This is a genomic window from Streptomyces sp. Tek67B01 (genome assembly GCF_055231995.1).
In genome coordinates this window covers 1,761,654-1,778,571 of the sequence record NZ_JBUYUY010000001.1, presented here as the reverse complement: position 1 = coordinate 1,778,571, position 16,918 = coordinate 1,761,654, and the positions used below count along the sequence as shown (strand labels likewise).

General features: G+C 72.8%; 16 protein-coding genes. 10 read left to right on the top strand and 6 right to left on the bottom strand.

From position 1 onward, the window contains the following. Nucleotides 1-5: 5 nt before the first annotated feature. Nucleotides 6-338, bottom strand: coding sequence for a hypothetical protein (locus ACV7NM_RS08120; protein ID WP_463409654.1), 333 nt, complete (start codon nt 336-338; stop codon nt 6-8). 204 nt (nt 339-542) lie between these two features. On the opposite strand from ACV7NM_RS08120, the gene ACV7NM_RS08115 reads away from it, so the two are divergent. Both ACV7NM_RS08115 and mmuM read left to right on the top strand, forming a co-directional pair. After that, nucleotides 543-1,466, top strand: a complete 924-nt coding sequence (locus ACV7NM_RS08115) for an LLM class F420-dependent oxidoreductase (protein ID WP_463409653.1) — start codon at nt 543-545, stop codon at nt 1,464-1,466. Between the two features lie 13 nt (nt 1,467-1,479). Next, nucleotides 1,480-2,358 (top strand): homocysteine S-methyltransferase, encoded by an 879-nt coding sequence (mmuM, locus tag ACV7NM_RS08110; RefSeq protein WP_463409652.1) that lies wholly within the window; start codon nt 1,480-1,482, stop codon nt 2,356-2,358. A gap of 4 nt (nt 2,359-2,362) precedes the next feature. On the opposite strand, the gene ACV7NM_RS08105 is transcribed toward mmuM, so the two are convergent. Further along, nucleotides 2,363-3,181, bottom strand: coding sequence for a protein kinase family protein (locus ACV7NM_RS08105; RefSeq protein WP_463409651.1), 819 nt, complete (start codon nt 3,179-3,181; stop codon nt 2,363-2,365). A 252-nt stretch (nt 3,182-3,433) separates the two neighbouring features. Between ACV7NM_RS08105 and ACV7NM_RS08100 the strand changes: the two genes are divergently transcribed. The 5 genes from ACV7NM_RS08100 to ACV7NM_RS08080 all read left to right on the top strand — a co-directional run bounded on the left by ACV7NM_RS08100 (nt 3,434) and on the right by ACV7NM_RS08080 (nt 9,612). After that, nucleotides 3,434-3,901: a hypothetical protein gene (locus ACV7NM_RS08100; protein ID WP_463409650.1), complete on the top strand. Its 468-nt coding sequence runs from the start codon at nt 3,434-3,436 to the stop codon at nt 3,899-3,901. 64 nt (nt 3,902-3,965) lie between these two features. After that, nucleotides 3,966-5,192, top strand: a complete 1,227-nt coding sequence (locus tag ACV7NM_RS08095; RefSeq protein ID WP_361308451.1) for an arginine deiminase — start codon at nt 3,966-3,968, stop codon at nt 5,190-5,192. A 160-nt stretch (nt 5,193-5,352) separates the two neighbouring features. Continuing rightward, complete coding sequence (gene argF, locus ACV7NM_RS08090) at nt 5,353-6,387, top strand: ornithine carbamoyltransferase (RefSeq protein WP_463409649.1); 1,035 nt, start codon at nt 5,353-5,355, stop codon at nt 6,385-6,387. A gap of 125 nt (nt 6,388-6,512) precedes the next feature. Continuing rightward, nucleotides 6,513-7,340, top strand: a complete 828-nt coding sequence (locus tag ACV7NM_RS08085) for an enoyl-CoA hydratase family protein (RefSeq protein WP_463409648.1) — start codon at nt 6,513-6,515, stop codon at nt 7,338-7,340. Nucleotides 7,341-7,344: 4 nt separating this feature from the next. Then, a complete protein-coding gene (locus tag ACV7NM_RS08080; protein WP_463409647.1) occupies nt 7,345-9,612 on the top strand; it encodes a bifunctional salicylyl-CoA 5-hydroxylase/oxidoreductase in 2,268 nt (755 codons plus the stop codon). A gap of 23 nt (nt 9,613-9,635) precedes the next feature. Here ACV7NM_RS08080 and ACV7NM_RS08075 read toward each other — a convergent pair whose 3' ends face one another. Genes ACV7NM_RS08075 through ACV7NM_RS08065 form a run of 3 tightly spaced genes read right to left on the bottom strand, consistent with a single transcriptional unit; the run spans nt 9,636 to nt 12,951 of the window. After that, nucleotides 9,636-10,475 (bottom strand): GNAT family N-acetyltransferase, encoded by an 840-nt coding sequence (locus tag ACV7NM_RS08075; RefSeq protein ID WP_463409646.1) that lies wholly within the window; start codon nt 10,473-10,475, stop codon nt 9,636-9,638. A 51-nt stretch (nt 10,476-10,526) separates the two neighbouring features. Beyond that, on the bottom strand, nt 10,527-11,327 hold the full coding sequence (locus ACV7NM_RS08070; protein WP_463409645.1) for a PaaX family transcriptional regulator: 801 nt from the start codon (nt 11,325-11,327) through the stop codon (nt 10,527-10,529). A gap of 4 nt (nt 11,328-11,331) precedes the next feature. Further along, entirely contained in the window at nt 11,332-12,951 is a 1,620-nt protein-coding gene (locus tag ACV7NM_RS08065; protein WP_463409644.1) for an AMP-binding protein, read from the bottom strand. Nucleotides 12,952-13,049: 98 nt separating this feature from the next. Between ACV7NM_RS08065 and ACV7NM_RS08060 the strand changes: the two genes are divergently transcribed. The 3 genes from ACV7NM_RS08060 (at nt 13,050) to ACV7NM_RS08050 (ending at nt 15,299) form a co-directional block, all read left to right on the top strand. Then, entirely contained in the window at nt 13,050-14,354 is a 1,305-nt protein-coding gene (locus tag ACV7NM_RS08060) for an acyl-CoA dehydrogenase family protein (RefSeq protein WP_463409643.1), read from the top strand. Beyond that, complete coding sequence (locus tag ACV7NM_RS08055) at nt 14,351-14,749, top strand: RidA family protein (RefSeq protein WP_463409642.1); 399 nt, start codon at nt 14,351-14,353, stop codon at nt 14,747-14,749. Before ACV7NM_RS08060 ends, ACV7NM_RS08055 begins: the two co-directional genes overlap by 4 nt. 136 nt (nt 14,750-14,885) lie before the next feature. Then, entirely contained in the window at nt 14,886-15,299 is a 414-nt protein-coding gene (locus ACV7NM_RS08050; protein ID WP_463409641.1) for a hypothetical protein, read from the top strand. On the opposite strand, the gene ACV7NM_RS08045 is transcribed toward ACV7NM_RS08050, so the two are convergent. Beyond that, a complete protein-coding gene (locus tag ACV7NM_RS08045; protein ID WP_463409640.1) occupies nt 15,296-16,672 on the bottom strand; it encodes an aminopeptidase P family protein in 1,377 nt (458 codons plus the stop codon). The two genes, ACV7NM_RS08050 and ACV7NM_RS08045, sit on opposite strands and share 4 nt — an antisense overlap. Nucleotides 16,673-16,918: the final 246 nt, after the last annotated feature.

Sequence of the window (16,918 nt, the reverse complement as noted above, 5' to 3'; positions counted from 1 at the left end):
GCCGCTCAGGCGGACCGGTGCGAGGCGCCGTCGCCGCCCGAGACTGTGCCGCTCTGCGTCGTGCCGTTCCGCGTCGGGTTGACGGCGGCCGGCGGGGTGCTTGAGGGGGCGCGGTCGGTGGAGGACTGGAGGTCGGCGTCGAGCCGGGACAGGTCGGCGTTCAAGGCCGCCATCAACTCCTCCATCTGCTGGAGCAGTGCCTTCGGCGCGCCGCCTTCCGGCGCGGGCGCGGCGGAGTCCCGGGGGTCCGGGGCGGGCGCCCGGTCGTGCGCTGCCTGTCCGGTCCGGCCGGTGTGCGTGCTTTGTCGGCGGGTCTCCGGCACGGCCTCGTGGGACATGGCGGCCTCCTCGGCCCTTGGCCCTTCCCGGGGGGAAGGGGCGGTGGACGCGCCGGACGGGGGCCGCCGGCGGACGGGCCGGGGCGGTCCGGCTCCGTCCGAGCCAACGATCACCCTCCGGGCCGGTCACTGGCGCGGCGCGCCGGGGGCGCTCCGGACGGCGCGGATTCACCCGGCAGGGGTGGGCGGGGCAGGATAGGGGGCATGGATCTTCGCATTTTCACCGAGCCGCAGCAGGGCGCGAGCTACGAGACCCTCCTGCGGGTCGCCCGGGCCACCGAGGAACTCGGTTTCGACGCGTTCTTCCGCTCCGACCACTACCTTCGGATGGGGTCCGCGGACGGGCTGCCCGGCCCCACCGACGCCTGGATCACCCTCGCCGGCCTGGCCCGCGAGACCAAGCGCATCCGGCTCGGAACGCTGATGACGGCCGGTACCTTCCGGCTGCCCGGCGTGCTCGCCATCCAGGTGGCGCAGGTCGACCAAATGTCGGGGGGCCGCGTCGAACTCGGCCTCGGCGCGGGCTGGTTCGAGGAGGAACACAAGGCCTACGGCATCCCGTTCCCCGGGGACCGGATGGCCCGCCTGGAGGAACAGCTCGCCATCGTCACCGGTCTGTGGGCCACCGAGCCCGGCGCCACCTTCGACTACGAGGGCGTCCACTACCAGGTGGAGAACTCCCCGGCGCTGCCCAAGCCCGCCCAGGCCAAGGTGCCGGTCCTCATCGGCGGCCACGGAGCGAAGCGCACCCCGCGCCTCGCGGCCCGGTACGCGGACGAGTTCAACATGCCGTTCGCGTCGATCGCGGACAGCGAGCGGCAGTTCGGTCGGGTCCGCGAGGCCGCCCGGGAAGCCGGTCGCGCGCCCGAGGACCTCGTCTACTCCAACGCCATGGTGGTCTGCGTCGGCAAGGACGACGCCGAGGTGGCCCGCCGGGCCGCCGCCATCGGTCGTGACGTGGACGAACTCAAGGCCAACGGCCTGGCCGGTTCCCCCGCCGAGGTGGTGGAGAAGCTCGGCGCGTACGGCGCCATCGGCTCCTCCCGCGCCTACCTCCAACTCCTCGACCTCCACGACCTCGACCACCTGGAGCTGATCTCCTCCCAGGTGTTGTCCCAGCTCGACTGAGGGAGCCCCGCCCATGACCCGCGCGTCCGACCCGCTCGCCGCAGCACTCGCCCGCAGGGCCGTGCTCCTGGACGGCGGCCTCAGCAACCAGCTCGCCGCCCAGGGCTGCGACCTGTCCGGCGGCCTCTGGACGGGCCGGGTGCTCGCGGAGCGGCCGGAGCAGGTCGAGGCGGCCCACACCGCCTACGCGCGGGCCGGCGCGGAGGTGCTCATCACCGCGAGCTACCAGATCGGGTACGGGGCGCCCGGGGCCGAGGTACTGCTGCGCCGCAGCGTCGTCCTGGCCGACCGCGCGGCCCGGGCGGCGGACCACGAGGTCTGGGTGGCCGCCTCGGTGGGTCCGTACGGGGCGGTGCTCGCTGACGGCTCCGAGTACCGGGGCCGGTACGGGCTCGACGTCGCGGAGCTGGCCGACTTCCACCGGCCCCGGATCGAGACGCTCGTGGAGGCGGGGCCCGACGTCCTGGCCCTGGAAACCGTCCCGGACACCACCGAGGCGGAGGCACTGCTCGGCGTGCTCGCCGGGTCGGGGGTGCCCGCCTGGCTGAGTTACACGGTGGCGGGCGGCCGTACCCGGGCCGGCCAGCCCCTCGCGGAAGCGTTCGCCCTGGCGGCGCAAGCACCGGAGATCATCGCGCTCGGCGTCAACTGCTGCGACCCCGAGGACGTGGGGCCCGCCCTGGAAGCGGCCGCCTCCGTCACCCGTAAGCCGCTGCTGGCCTACCCCAACGACGGCTCGATCTGGGAGGCGGCCGGCGGACGGTGGCACTCTCCTCCCACCCCGCCCGTCTGGGACGTCCCCGCCTGGCGCGCCACCGGCGCCCGCCTCTTGGGCGGCTGCTGCCGCATCGACCCTCCTGCCATCGCCGCCCTCGGCGCCCGCCTGTCCTGAGCCTTCACGGGGCTCCGGTGGCCGCCCGCCACGCGTCGAGGAGCGCGCGCACGGACGGGTACCGGCGCTCCGGCGCGGTGGCGGTCGCTCGCCCGATGACCGCCAACTGTTCGGGGGTCCCGCGCCACTGCCTCTCCTCGTCGCCGGCGTCCAGCAGGAGACGGAGCGCCCGACCCAGAGTGAACACGGTGGTCCGGGCGTCGATCAGCGATCCGCGCACGAATTGCTCCGGAGCCATGTAGCGCGTCGACCCGGGCAGCCGGTCCGCCTCCAGGACGAGGGGACCCGGCCGGTACTCGTCCAGGTCGCACAGCACCATGCGGTGCAGGTCGAAGTCGTACAGCATGCATCCGTCGTAGAGGTCGACGGCGACGAAGCCGGCTTCCTCGACGGCCACATGGGCGCAGAGGACCGATTCCAGTGCGGCATGGACGAGCGGAAGCGGCAGGGCCCTGAACTGTGCCATCGGGCTGCCGGGAACGGCCCGACCTCCGTGGCGCGAGCGGGTCGGGTGGTAGAGCACCTCGCCGCTCATCCACGGATGGACCAGGACGAGGCCGTCGTCCGTGGTGAAGGTGTGGACCAGGGGAACGATGGCCGCGTGCGACACCTTCCGGTGGAACGACGCCGCGCGACGCAGGGAAGAGGTCCCCTCCGCGGTGGTGGCGGTCTTCACGAACCAACGCCGGCCCGATGCCAGGAGTCCGTAGGAGACGCAGCCGGAGTCCTGTTCGTCGAACCGCCTGAATACGGTGCCCAACCGGTCCAGGAGGTCTCCGAGTTCCGCGGTGTGCGTGACGTTCTGGAACGGGTGCGTCGTCATGGCGTGAATGATGTCAACCCGTCGGCCGCGACGCGGCGCTCCCGAAGTCGACCGCGGCGCCGGCCCGAGCCCGAAGCGTAAAGGCGCCGCCGCCGTAGGGCCGCTAATTAGGTCGTATGGGGGAACTTTCCCCGAGAACTCCGGGAAACCCACCGGCGGGATCGTTCATCCAGGGCAGCGGAATGTCCGCGACCCTGGAAGGACGGAACGTCACCTATGAAAATGACCGCGCGCGGAAGCATTGCGGCGCTCATGACCTGTATGGCCGCGGCCGGCGCGGCCTCCCCGGCCGTGGCCGACTCGGTTCCGGTGGGTGTCCCGCTGGACGCCGTGAAGACCACGCTGGGCGTGGACGCCCCGCGCGTGGCCACCGGGGTGCCGGTGCCGGTCGTCGGCGCGCCCGAGGCGCCGCGCTTCCACACCGGAGACCTGCTCCCGACCCCGCTCCTGCCGGTGGTCCCGATCGGCGCGGACCTCGGTCACACGCTCGTCGCCTCCTCGGTACCGAACCTGGCGGGCAGCCCCAAGACGGACGGCGAGGGTTCGTTGGACGCCCCGGAGACCCGGATGCTCGCCCGCACCCCCGGGGCGATCGTCGGCGCCCCGTTGTCCATGCCCGACGGCGGCAACTTCGGTATCCCCAATGTCGTCCCGCCCAAGCTTGGGTTGCGCGCCCCGGAGCTCCTCGGCGCCCCGACGGCGCTTCTCGGCCTGCGCTGAGCGCCCGGCGGACAAGGCCCGGCGCCCCCGGGTCAAGGCCGTCCGGTCTGGGAACGTGTACGGCATGGGATTCCACGTCGACTCCGAGACCGGGCGGCTGCGCCGCGTCATCCTCCACCGGCCCGACTTGGAGCTGAAGCGGCTCACTCCAAGCAACAAGGACGCCCTCCTCTTCGACGACGTGCTGTGGGTGCGCCGCGCCCGCCAGGAGCACGACGGCTTCGCGGACGTGTTGCGCGACCGGGGCGTCGAGGTCCACCTCTTCGGCGACCTGCTCCGCGAGGCGCTGGAGATCCCGGAGGCGAGACACCTCGTCCTGGACCGGGTCTTCCACGAGAAGGAGTACGGCCCCCTCGCCACCGACCACCTGCGCCAGATCTTCGACGGCCTGACCTCCGACCGGCTGGCGGAGGCGCTGGTCGGCGGCATGACCAAACGAGAGTTCCTGGAGCGGCACGCCGAACCGGTGTCGGTCCGCTTCCACGCGCTGGAGCTGGACGACTTCCTCCTCCAGCCCTTGCCCAACCACCTGTTCACCCGGGACACCTCCGCCTGGATCTACGACGGCGTCTCCATCAACGCCATGCGCTGGCCGGCCCGGCAGCGCGAGACCGTGCACTTCGAGGCGATCTACAAGCACCACCCGGTGTTCACGTCCTCCGGTGCCTTCCACTACTGGTCACAGGGCCTGGCCGACTACCCGTCCACCATCGAGGGCGGTGACCTGCTGGTCATCGGCAACGGCGCCGTGCTGATCGGGATGAGCGAGCGGACGACCCCGCAGGCGGTGGAGATGCTGGCGCGGGGCCTGTTCGCGGCCGGGTCCGCGACGAGCATCGTGGCGCTGGACATGCCCAAGCGGCGGGCCTTCATGCACCTGGACACGGTGATGACGATGGTGGACGGAGATACGTTCACTCAGTACGCCGGCCTGGGCATGCTGCGTTCCTACACGATCGAGCCGGGCGCCGGCGCGAGCGAGCTGAAGGTGACCGACCACCCGCCGGAGCACATGCACCGGGCCATCGCGGCGGCCCTCGGGCTGGGCGCCATCCGGGTGCTCACCGCCACCCAGGACGTGCACTCGGCGGAGCGGGAGCAGTGGGACGACGGCTGCAACGTGCTGGCGGTCGAGCCGGGCGTGGTCGTCGCGTACGAGCGGAACGTCACCACCAACACCCATCTGCGCAAGGAGGGCATCGAGGTGATCGAGATCCCGGGCAGCGAACTGGGTCGGGGGCGGGGCGGCCCGCGGTGCATGAGCTGCCCGGTGGAGCGGGACGCGGTCTGACCCGGGGCGGAGAGCGCGGGGCCACGCGCGGGCGATGAAGGGGGACGGCGAGGGGGGCGGCGAGGGAGGACGCGACCGGGCCTCGGGGGGTCTGTATATCAATACGTAAGGTCGTATAGACTTCCAGCATCCCCTGTCAGCGTCATCCTGGAGCGTCCCCATGGTCACCGACCTCGTCGGCCGCAGTTTCCTCAAGGAGCTCGACTTCACCGCCGCCGAGTTCCGCGGTCTGATCGAGCTCGCTGCCGCCCTGAAGGCCGCCAAGAAGGACGGCACCGAGCAGCAGTACCTCCGGGGCCGCAATATCGCGCTGATCTTCGAGAAGACCTCCACGCGCACCCGCTGCGCCTTCGAGGTCGCCGCCGCCGACCAGGGCGCACACACCACCTACCTCGACCCCTCCGGCTCCCAGATGGGTCACAAGGAGTCGGTCCGCGACACCGCCCGCGTCCTCGGCCGGATGTTCGACGGGATCGAGTACCGCGGTGACAGTCAGGCCGCCGTCGAGGACCTCGCCGCGCACGCGGGCGTGCCCGTCTTCAACGGCCTCACCGACGACTGGCACCCCACCCAGATGCTGGCCGACCTGCTCACCATGACCGAGCACTGCGACCGGCCGCTGGAGCGGATCGCCTTCGCCTACCTCGGCGACGCCCGTTTCAACATGGGCAACTCCTACCTGGTGACCGGAGCCCTGCTGGGCATGGACGTACGGATCGTCGCGCCCCGGGCCTATTGGCCGGCCGAGTCGGTGGTGTCGGCGGCGCGCGCCCTGGCCGAGCGGAGCGGCGCCCGGATCACCCTGACCGAGGACATCGGCGAGGGCGTAGCCCAGGCCGACTTCGTCATCACCGACATCTGGGTCTCCATGGGTGAGCCCAAGGAGGTCTGGGACGAGCGCATCCGGATGTTGTCCCCGTACGCGGTGACCATGGACGTGCTGCGCGCGACCGGCAACCCGGACGTGAAGTTCATGCACTGTCTGCCCGCCTTCCACGACCTCGGCACGAAGGTGGCCCGCGACATCCACGCCCGGCACGGCCTGGAGTCCCTGGAGGTGACGGACGAGGTGTTCGAGTCGGTGCACTCCGTCGTCTTCGACGAAGCCGAGAACCGGCTGCACACCATCAAGGCCGTCCTCGTGGCGACCCTCGCGGCGCCGGGCGCGGACCTGCCCGCACAGTCACCCGCATAGTCATACGGGGATCTTCGACGGGGCCGGTCCGGTGGGACCGGCCCCGTCCTCGTGCCGCCCGAGTCCCGACCCTGTCCATCGCGTTTCTGTGACGGCAGTCACGAGTCGGTGATACCGTCGTTTCCGTGAGCCCCTTCATCGGTTCCACCCCAGCGACCGAACGGTGGCGCCACCTCCGGGTGACCCGGCAGGACGGCGTGGCCACCGTCACCCTCGACCGACCCGAGAAGCTGAACGCGCTCACCTTCGGCGCCTACGCCGACCTGCGCGATCTGCTGGCCGAGCTCTCCCGCGAGCGTTCCGTGCGCGCCCTGGTGCTGGGCGGCGAGGGACGCGGCTTCTGCTCCGGCGGAGACGTGGACGAGATCATCGGCGCCACCCTGGCCATGGACACCGCCCAACTCCTCGACTTCAACCGGATGACCGGCCAAGTGGTCCGGGCCGTCCGCGAATGCCCCTTCCCCGTCATCGCCGCCGTCCACGGGGTGGCCGCCGGGGCCGGGGCCGTCCTCGCGCTCGCCGCCGACTTCCGCATCGCCGACCCCACCGCCCGCTTCTCCTTCCTCTTCACCCGGGTCGGCCTCTCCGGCGGCGACATGGGCGCCGCCTACCTGCTGCCCCGGGTCGTCGGCCTCGGGCACGCCACCCGGCTGCTGATGCTCGGAGAGCCCGTACGGGCGCCCGAGGCGGAGCGGATCGGCCTGCTCAGCGAGGTCACCGAGGAGGGCAAGGCCCACACCCGGGCCGCCGAGCTGGCCGCGCACCTGGCCGCCGGACCCGCCCTCGCCTACGCGCAGACCAAGGCGCTGCTCACCGCCGAGCTGGACATGCCGCTGGCCGCCTCGGTCGAGCTCGACGCCAACACGCAGGCGCTGCTGATGCACGGCACGGACTACGCCGAGTTCCACGCCGCCTTCACCGGGAAGCGGCCGCCGGAGTGGAAGGGCAGGTAGCGCCGTGCCCCTCGGAAAGAGGCTGCGGGTGGCCGTCGTGGGCGGGGGGCCCGGCGGGCTGTACTGCGCCGCGCTGCTGGCCCGGCAGGGCCACGCCGTCGAGGTCCGCGAACGCAACGCCCCCGATGACACCTTCGGTTTCGGCGTGGTCCTCTCCGACGAGACGCTGGGCGGCATCGAGCGCGCCGACACCGTCGTCCACGCCGCCCTGAGCGCGGAGTTCACCCGCTGGGACGACGTGACCGTGGTGCACCGGGGCCGGATGCTGAGCTCCGGCGGCCACGGCTTCGCCGCGCTCGGGCGGCGCCGGCTGCTGGAGATCCTGCACGAGCGCTGCGCCGACCTCGGGGTGACGCTCCGCTTCCACACCGAGGCGCCGGACGCGCACGCGCTCGTCGCCTCCCACGACTTGGTGGTCGCGGCGGACGGGGTGCACAGCGCGACCAGGGAGAGCGGGGCCGAGCACTTCCGGCCGACCGTGACGACCGGCCGGTGCCGCTACATCTGGCTCGCCGCCGACTTCGCCTTCGAATCGTTCCGCTTCGAGATCGTCGAGACCGAGCACGGGGTCATGCAGCTGCACGGGTACCCGTACGCCGCCGACTCCTCCACGGTGATCATCGAGATGCGGGAGGAGGTCTGGCGGGCGGCCGGCCTCGACCTGTGTGACGAGGAGGAATCGGCGGCCCGCTGCGCCAAGGTCTTCGGCGAGGCCCTGCGGGGACGCCCCCTGCGCGGCAACAAGTCCGCCTGGACCCGCTTCCGCACGGTCGTCAACGAACGCTGGTCCCACGGCAACGTGGCCCTCCTCGGGGACGCCGCGCACACCGCGCACTTCTCCATCGGCTCGGGCACCAAGCTCGCGGTGGAGGACGCCCTCGCGCTCGCCGAGGCCGTCGCCGCCGAGCCGGACGTACCGGCCGCCCTGGCCGCCTACGAGGCCGACCGGCGGCCCGCGGTGGCGAGCACCCAGCGCGCGGCGGCCGCCAGCATGCGCTGGTTCGAGGAGATCGCGGGCTACGTCGACCAGCCCCCCCGGCAGTTCGCGTTCAACCTCCTCACGCGCAGCCGGCGGGTGACCCACGACAACCTGCGGCTGCGCGACGCGCGCTTCACCCGCTCGGTGGAAAGGGAGTTCGGCTGCCCCGACGGCGGCCCGTCCCGCCCGGACACACCGCCGATGTTCACCCCGTTCACCCTTCGGGGACTGACCCTGCGCAACCGGGTCGTGGTCTCACCGATGGACATGTATTCGGCGCGGGAAGGCGTGCCGGGCGATTTCCACCTCGTGCACCTCGGCTCCCGGGCTCTGGGCGGCGCGGGACTCGTCATGACCGAAATGGTCTGCGTCAGCGCCGAAGGCCGGATCACCCCGGGGTGCGCCGGGCTGTACACGCAGGAGCAGGCGGCCGCCTGGAAGCGGATCACGGACTTCGTCCACACCCGCGCCCCCGGAGCCGCGATCGGCGTGCAGCTCGGCCACTCGGGACGCAAGGGCTCGACCAAGGTGATGTGGGAGGGCATGGACGAACCCCTTCCCGAGGGGAACTGGCCGGTGGTGGCGGCGTCCGCGCTGCCGTACCGGCCCGGAGTCTCCGCCGTGCCGCGCGCCCTCGACGCCGCCGACCTCGCCGCTATCCGCGCCGACTTCGTCGGGGCCGCCGGCCGGGCCGCCGAGTGCGGCTTCGACCTGCTCGAACTGCACTGCGCGCACGGCTACCTGCTGTCCGGTTTCCTCTCACCGCTCACCAACCACCGCACCGACGCCTACGGCGGCTGCCTGGACAACCGGCTCCGCTTCCCGCTGGAGGTCTTCGACGCGGTCCGCGAGGTCTGGCCCGAGGACCGCCCCATGACGGTCCGGCTCTCGGCCACCGACTGGGCCCCCGGCGGCACCACACCCGAGGACGCCGAACGCGTCGCAGCCGCCTTCGCCGCCCACGGCGCGGACGCCATCGACGTGTCCACCGGCCAGGTGGTGGCCGAGGAGTCCCCGGAGTACGGGCGGTCCTACCAGACGCCGTACGCCGACCGGATCCGCAACGCCCTCGGCGTCCCGGTCATCGCCGTCGGCGCGATCTCCTCCTGGGACGACGTGAACTCCCTGCTGCTGGCGGGGCGCGCCGACCTCTGCGCGGTGGGCCGCCCCCACCTCTACGACCCCCACTGGACCCTGCACGCCGCCGCCGACCAGTCCTACACCGGCCCCGCAGCGCCCTGGCCGGACCCCTACCGGGCCGGCAGCCGCAAGCCGCCGACCGGGCGCGGCTAGGGTCAAATCGCTTGAGGAGTGCGTCAGCCGGCCGTCAGCACGACGCGGTCCTCCACCGGCGTGTAGCCGAGGCGCCGGTACAGGCCGTTGCTGGTGCGGTTCGCCAGGTCCGTGAAGAGCAGCACCTCCGTGGCGCCGGCCGCGTACGCCGCCTCGCTCACCGCGTGCGTGACCGCGGCGGCGTACCCCCGGCAACGCAGCTCGGGCGGGGTGTAGACGGGGCCGACGCGGGAGACCGAGGAGATCGGGCGGAAGAAGCCCGCCATCGACACGGGCACCCCCGCGTGTTCCCAGAGCAGCATCCCTCCGTACGAGATCCGGAGGCGCAGGGCCGCCTCGGACGCGCTTCCGGGCTCGCCAGCCTGGCGCTTGAAGGTGTCGATCCAGTCGACCAGCAGCGGCAGGTCCGCCTCGCCGGCGACCCGGGCCCGGCCCGCCGGCACGGGGTCCGGGGCGTGCAGTCCGGCCAGCCGGTACAGCCGGTTCTCCGTCGTGATCCGCGACGGCGCGCCCCACGCCCGGATCAGCGCCGCCGCGTCGGAGCGGCGGAGGTTGATCCCGTCGAACGGTGCCGGCAGGCATCGGGCGGTCAGCGCGGCGCCCAGCGCCGCCACGGCCCCGGTCGGCACCACGCCCAGCAGCAAGGGGTACGGCGGAGTGCACAGCAGGCCGCCGGACACCTTTCCGTCGGCGCCGGTCCACCAGCCGAAGAACGGGGTGCCGGGCCCGTAGGCCGTCGGGCCGCGCCGCTCCAGGGCGTCCATGGCGGTGAGGAGGGAGGTGTTCTCCACGGGCCGCGCGGCGACGGCCGGGCCGGCGGCGGCCACGAAGGCGGCGAAGTCGGAGCTGAAGGTCCACGTCATGCCGGCCCATCCTGTCCACCGCCCGGCGGGCCCGCACCCCCTTTTCGGGCGCTACGGCTCCACGAACCCGGCCCCCGCTTCCCGCAGCCGGGCGTGCAGTTCGGCGAAGACGGCCGCCGCGCGGTCGCCCGGCCAGTCGGCGGGCAGCAGTTCGCGCGGCAGCCCCGGATCGGAGTACGGGAGCCGGCGCCAGCTGTCCAGGGCCGGCAGGTAGCCGCGGTAGGCCTGCTCGGGGGTCGGCTCCGGGCCCGACTGGAGCGCCCGCAACTCCGGCTCGTGCTGGTCCAGGAACTCCTCGTGCTGCTTGGCCAGCGCCGTCAGGTCCCACCACCGGGCCACCGCCTCGGCCGTGGGCGCGAAACCGAGGTGGGCGCCGCGGAACAGCTCCACGTACGGCGTCAGGTGCAGCCGCTCCATCGTGCGACCGGTCTCCTCGTACAGGTGCGCCGGGGCGATCCAGACGCCCGGCGCCACCGAGCCGAAGCCCAACCGGGCCAGCCGGGAACGCAGCAGGTGCCGCTTGTGCCGCTCCTGCTCGGGAACGGAGAAGACGGCCACCAGCCACTCCTGCGACCACCGGGGGGACCCGTAGATCCGCCGGTCACCGTCCTCCAGCAGCTGCCGGGCCTCTTCGGACAGTTCGTAGCCCGCCGACCCGTCGGCCGCCCGCGCGGGCAGCAGGAAGCCCCGCCGCTTCAGTCGGGACACCGACGAGCGGACGGACGGCGCGTCCACGCCGACCGCGCCCAACAGGCGGATCAGCGCGGACACCGGGACGGGACCGTCGAAGGCCCGCCCGTAAGCGCCGTAGAACGTGACGATCAGGGATCGCGGAGTGTGCTGCTCGGCCACGGGTTCACTCTAGATCGCGCAGCCGGAAGCGTTGCAGTTTGCCCGTGGGCGTCCGGGGGAGCGCGGGGACGAAGACGAAGGAGCGCGGGCACTTGTGCGGCGCCAGCTCGGCCCGCATGAAGGACCGCAGGGCCTCCTCCGTCAGTGTGACCCCGTCGCGCGGCACGGTGTACGCCACCACGACCTGGCCGCGGCGGTCGTCGGGGCGCCCGACGACCGCCGCCTCCGCCACGTCCGGGTGGCGGAGCAGGGCCTCCTCCACCTCCGGGCCGGAGATGTTGTAGCCCGAAGAGATGATCATGTCATCGGCCCTGGCGACGTACCGGAAGTAGCCGTCCCCGTCGCGCACGTACGTGTCACCGGTCAGGTTCCAGCCGTCGCGCACGTACTGCGCCTGTCGCGAATCGGCCAGGTACCGGCAACCCACCGGCCCCCGGACGGCCAGCAGCCCGGGCTCCCCGTCCGCCACCGTCCGCCCCGCCGCGTCCACGACGCGGGCCTCCCAGCCCGGCACGGCCCGGCCGGTGGTGCCCGGCCGGATGTCGTCGTCGGCGGCCGAGATGAAGATGTGCAGCAGTTCGGTGGCCCCGATGCCGTTGATGATGCGCAGCCCCGTGCGCTCGTACCAGGCCTGCCAGGTGGCGGCCGGCAGGTTCTCGCCCGCCGAGACGCAGCGGCGCAGCGCGCAGAGGTCGTAGGCGCCGGCGTCGTACGGGCCCAGGGTGTCCAGCATCGCCCGGTAGGCGGTGGGCGCGGTGAACAGGACCGTCACCCGGTGCTCGGCCAGCGCCGGCAGCAGTTGCCGGGGAGCCGCCCGCTCCAGCAGCAGCGAGGAGGCGCCGGCCCGCAGCGGGAAGACCAAAAGCCCGCCGAGCCCGAAGGTGAAGCCCAGCGGCGGACTGCCCGCGAAGACGTCGTCGGGACGGGGGCGCAGCACGTGCCGGGAGAAGGTGTCGGCCACGGCGAGCAGGTCGCGGTGGAAGTGCATGCAGCCCTTGGGGCGGCCGGTGGTGCCGGAGGTGAAGGCGATCAGGGCGACGTCGTCGGCGGAGGTCTCCACGGCGGGGAACGGTCCCGCGTGCCCCTCGCAGAGACGCAGGAGGTCATCGGATGTCCCCCCGCCGTACGGGGTGACCCGCAGCCCCGGCACCTCTGCCTTGACCAGGTCGTCCAGCACGTCCACGTGGCACAGGGCGTGGCGCACCTCGGCCATCGCGCAGACGGTGGCCAGCTCCTGGGCGCGCTGCTGGGCCAGTACGGTGACCGCCACCGCCCCCGCCTTCATCACCGCGAGCCAGCAGGCGGCCAGCCACGGGCTGGTCGGGCCGCGCAGCAGGACGCGGTTGCCGGGGACCACTCCGAGGTCGGCGGTGAGGACGTGGGCGAGCCGGTCGACGCGCTCGCGCAGCTCCCCGTACGACCACACCTGCCCGCCTCCGCCACGGAAGGCCGGGCGGTGCGGCCCGAACCGGTCGATGGTGGCGTCCAGCAGCTCGGCCGCGCAGTTCAGCCGGTCCGGATAGGCCAGCTCGGGCAGGTCGAACAGCAGTCGCGGCCAGGCTGCACCGGGCGGGAGGCGGTCGCGGGTAAAGGTGTCGACGTGCGCGGAAGGCTGGAGTTCCAAGGCTGGTTCGCCCCCTCGGGACGGTCGCGGGTCGCGTGACGAGCGTATCGTGATGGTGACGGCAGTCAACAGGACGCGATAGATGCGGGGTTGTTTGCATGACCGGATTCGCGCTCGGGGTGGACGAAGAGGAATGGTGCGGGCGACTGCGCGCCCTGTCGGCGGGGCGGCTGCGGTCGCTGGCCGACAAGGGCGAGCCGGGCAGGGTCAACCGACCACTGCTGGCCGCCCTCGGGGAAGAAGGCCTGCTGGGGCGGGTGTTCGTCTCGGGCGCGCTGGAGCTGTGCCTGCTGCGGGAATCGCTGGCGTACGGCTGTACCGAGGCCGAGACGGCGCTGGCCCTCCAGGGGTTGGGGGCCTACGCGGTGCTGCGGGCCGGGAGCCGGGCGCAGCGGGAACGCTGGCTGCCGGGGGTACGGGAGGGGCGACTGGTGGCCGCGTTCGCGCTCAGCGAGCCGGGCGCCGGCTCGGACGCGGCGGCCTTGGCGCTGGCGGCGGAGCCGGAGGGCGGGCGCGGTGCGGCGCTGGACTCCGGAGCGCGGGCGAACACCGGTGCGCAGGTCAACACCGGTGCGGCGGCGACCGGGGTCGGTACCGCCGGGGTGGGTGGCGCCGTGGTCGGGGACGGCGTGGTCGGGGACGGCGGGGCGGGCTCGGGCGGGCGGCCGGTCGATGCCGGCAGGACCGGTGGCGGCTGGCGGCTCACCGGGCAGAAGCGGTGGATCTCCAACGCCCCGGAGGCGGATTTCTACACCGTCTTCGCCCGTACGGGTGAGGGCCCCGGGGCCAAGGGCATCACCGCCTTCCTCGTCCCGGCCGACCGGCCGGGCCTGACGGGCGAGGCGCTGGACATGCTCTCCCCACACCCCATCGGCTCGCTCTCGTTCGACGGGGTGCCGGTCGGCCCGGAGGACGTGCTGGGCGAGCCGGGGCGCGGATTCCGCGTCGCGATGGACACCCTGAACCTGTTCCGGCCCAGCGTCGGAGCCTTCGCCGTGGGCATGGCCCGGGCCGCGCTGGACGCGACGCTCGCGCACACGGCCGGTCGGGGCGCCTTCGGCGGCGTCCTGGCCGACCTCCAGGCGGTGGCGCACCGGGTGGCGGAGATGGCCACGCGGACCGAGGCCGCCCGGCTGCTGGTCTACGCCGCCGCCGGGGCCTACGACAGCGGATCGCCGGACGTGCCGAGGCGGGCGGCCATGGCGAAGCTCCTGGCCACGGAAACCGCCCAGTACGTGGTGGACCACGCCGTCCAGTTGCACGGCGCGGTCGCCCTCCAGCGGGGCCACCTGTTGGAGCACCTGTACCGGGAGGTCCGCGCGCCGCGCATCTACGAGGGAGCCAGCGAGGTCCAGCGCACGATCATCGCCAAGGAGCTCTACCGGGAGGTGGCGGCCCGATGAGCCTGGAACGCGTCAACCCGGCGGAACTCGCCCCGCCGACCGGCTTCTCGCACGCCGTCGCCGCGACCGGCTCCCGCCTGGTGTTCCTGGCCGGCCAGACCGCGCTGGACGGCTCCGGCAAGGTGGTGGGGGACACCCTGCCGGAGCAGTTCGAGCGGGCGCTGTCCAACCTGCTCGCCGCGCTCGCGGCGGCGGGCGGGGGCCCCGAGCGGCTGGCCCGGGTGACGGTGTATCCGGTGGACGTGGAGGCGTACCGGCGGCACGCCCCGGAACTCGGCCGCATCTGGCGGGCCCTCGCGGGGCGCGACTACCCGGCGATGGCGGTGATCGGCGCGGTCAGGCTGTGGGACGAACAGGCGCTGGTCGAACTCGACGGCATCGCCGTACTGGACTGACCGGCGCACACCCCGCCGCCCACGACCGCCGTCCCATGCCTTCGACCGGACGCCTTTGACAGTGGGCGGTGAGAAGAGAGAAGGTGGAAATGTCCTTCTTGTAAAGAACATCACGAATGCTCGGAGGTGCATCGTTATGCGCCGTGGGATCATTGCGGCCGTCGTGGCGGGAGCCGCCGGAGCAACGCTCGGTCTGATGCCGGTGAGTGGCGCGTTCGCCGCGACCCTCCCGCAGCACGGCCAACAGTGCTCCGACCACTGGCGGGGGGACGACCGGCGCGACTGCTGCGACTTCTCCCGCTGGAACGACCACGGCAACCGGTCCGACTGGTGCTGGAACGACGACAACGGCAACTGGAGCAACGCCAATTGGGGCGACAGTGGTTGGCGGGGCGGCGACCACGGCAACTGGAACGACAGCCGCAACGACAACTGGGGCGGTGACCACGGAAATTGGAACGGTGACCGGAACCACGACTCCCAGGACCACGGTGGCGACCACGGTGACTGGAACGGCGGTTCCGGCGACCACGGCGGCGGTGGCCGTTAGGCCCTCTCCTCCAGCAGGGCCCCCATCCACTCCTCGATCCCGCTGACCGTACGCGGCAGGGCGCCCGACATCAGCCGGGCGCCCGTCGCCGTGATGACCAGGTCGTCCTCGATGCGGACCCCGATGCCCCGCAGCTCGGCGGGCAGCGTCCCGTCGTCGGGCTGTAGGTACAGGCCGGGTTCGACCGTGAGTACCTGGCCCTCCTCCAGCACCCCGTCGAGGTAGGTCCCCGCCCGCGCCTTCGCGCAGTCGTGGACGTCCAGTCCCAGCATGTGGCCGCTGCCGCACAACGTGTACCGCCGGTGCAGGTCGCCTTCCGCGTCCTTGAGCACCCCCCACTCCGCGAGCCCCTCCGCGATCACGCGCATGCCCGCCCGGTGGAAGTCGCGGAAGCTCGCGCCCGGCCGCAGCGCCGCGATGCCCGCCTCCTGGGCGGCCAGGACCAACTCGTACACCTGCCGCTGGACCGGGGAGAAGCGGCCCGACAGCGGGAGGGTGCGGGTGATGTCCGCCGTGTAGAGGGCGTCCGTCTCCACGCCCGCGTCCAGCAAGAGCAGTTCGTCCCGGTCCAGGCGCCCGTCATTGCGGATCCAGTGCAGGACGCAGGCGTGCGCGCCGGACGCGGCGATCGTCTCGTACCCGGTCCCGTTGCCCTCCGCGCGGGCGCGCAGGCCGAAGACCCCCTCGATCCAGCGTTCGCCGCGCGGGTGTCGCAGTGCGCGCGGCAGGGCCCGTACGACGTCCTCGAACCCGGCGGCCGTGTGGTCCACGGCCAGTTGGAGCTGCTCCACCTCCCAGGCGTCCTTGACCAGCCGCAACTCCGAAAGTGCCGTCGCGAGTTCACCGTCCGAGGAGGCGTCCCGCCCCGTCGGTGAACCGAGCGAGTCCAGGTGGGCGCAGCGGATGCCCGTCAGGCGTTCCGCCTCGGCCAGGTCGGCGCGGCGGCCGACCCAGAACTCCCCGTACCGGCGGTCCCGGTAGAACTCCTCGTTGCCGTCCGCGCGGGGCGAGCGCGGGCGCAGGTAGAGCACGGCCTCGTGCCCCCGCGGGCCCGACGGCTCCAGGACCAGGACGTGACCGACCTGGTCCTCGCCGGTCAGGCCCGTCAGCCAGGCGTACGCGCTGTGCGGGCGGAAGCGGTGGTCGCAGTCGTTGGAGCGGACCTTCAGTTCACCGGCCGGGACGATCAGCCGCTCTCCCGGGAAGAGCGCCGAGAGCCGGGCGCGGCGCGCGGGCGTGACGTCGTACGGCTGAGCCCCACTGGAGCCGGCAGGCGGGGAGGGGGTCCAGCCGTCCGCCATGAACCGGGACAGTTCCGCGGATACGGGCAGGTCGTGGCTGCCGATGTTGAGGCGGGAGGAGGCGTCGGTCACGGGGGCTCCCTGAAAGAGAAGCGAACTGGTGGGCGCACAGGGGTTGTCAGTGCAATTTCACATTACTATGTTACAGCTCACACCGCGCCGCGTGAATCCCCGTCAAACGCCGCGCGAAGCAGGGCAGTTCACAAACAGGGCAGTTCACGAAGCAGGGCAGTTGTCGCACTTCGCACCTCGCGCACCGTCATGCACCTCGTACCTCGCGCACTGCCGCGTCCTCACTCTTCCTTCCCCACAGGAGTC

Bases quoted from the DNA above. Each gene is read 5' to 3' on its own strand.
- ACV7NM_RS08120 (WP_463409654.1), bottom strand. From the start codon at position 338: ATGTCCCACGAGGCCGTGCCGGAGACCCGCCGACAAAGCACGCACACC.
- ACV7NM_RS08115 (WP_463409653.1), top strand. From the start codon at position 543: ATGGATCTTCGCATTTTCACCGAGCCGCAGCAGGGCGCGAGCTACGAG.
- mmuM (WP_463409652.1), top strand. From the start codon at position 1,480: ATGACCCGCGCGTCCGACCCGCTCGCCGCAGCACTCGCCCGCAGGGCC.
- ACV7NM_RS08105 (WP_463409651.1), bottom strand. From the start codon at position 3,181: ATGACGACGCACCCGTTCCAGAACGTCACGCACACCGCGGAACTCGGA.
- ACV7NM_RS08100 (WP_463409650.1), top strand. From the start codon at position 3,434: ATGACCTGTATGGCCGCGGCCGGCGCGGCCTCCCCGGCCGTGGCCGAC.
- ACV7NM_RS08095 (WP_361308451.1), top strand. From the start codon at position 3,966: ATGGGATTCCACGTCGACTCCGAGACCGGGCGGCTGCGCCGCGTCATC.
- argF (WP_463409649.1), top strand. From the start codon at position 5,353: ATGGTCACCGACCTCGTCGGCCGCAGTTTCCTCAAGGAGCTCGACTTC.
- ACV7NM_RS08075 (WP_463409646.1), bottom strand. From the start codon at position 10,475: ATGACGTGGACCTTCAGCTCCGACTTCGCCGCCTTCGTGGCCGCCGCC.
- ACV7NM_RS08060 (WP_463409643.1), top strand. From the start codon at position 13,050: ATGACCGGATTCGCGCTCGGGGTGGACGAAGAGGAATGGTGCGGGCGA.
- ACV7NM_RS08055 (WP_463409642.1), top strand. From the start codon at position 14,351: ATGAGCCTGGAACGCGTCAACCCGGCGGAACTCGCCCCGCCGACCGGC.
- ACV7NM_RS08050 (WP_463409641.1), top strand. From the start codon at position 14,886: ATGCGCCGTGGGATCATTGCGGCCGTCGTGGCGGGAGCCGCCGGAGCA.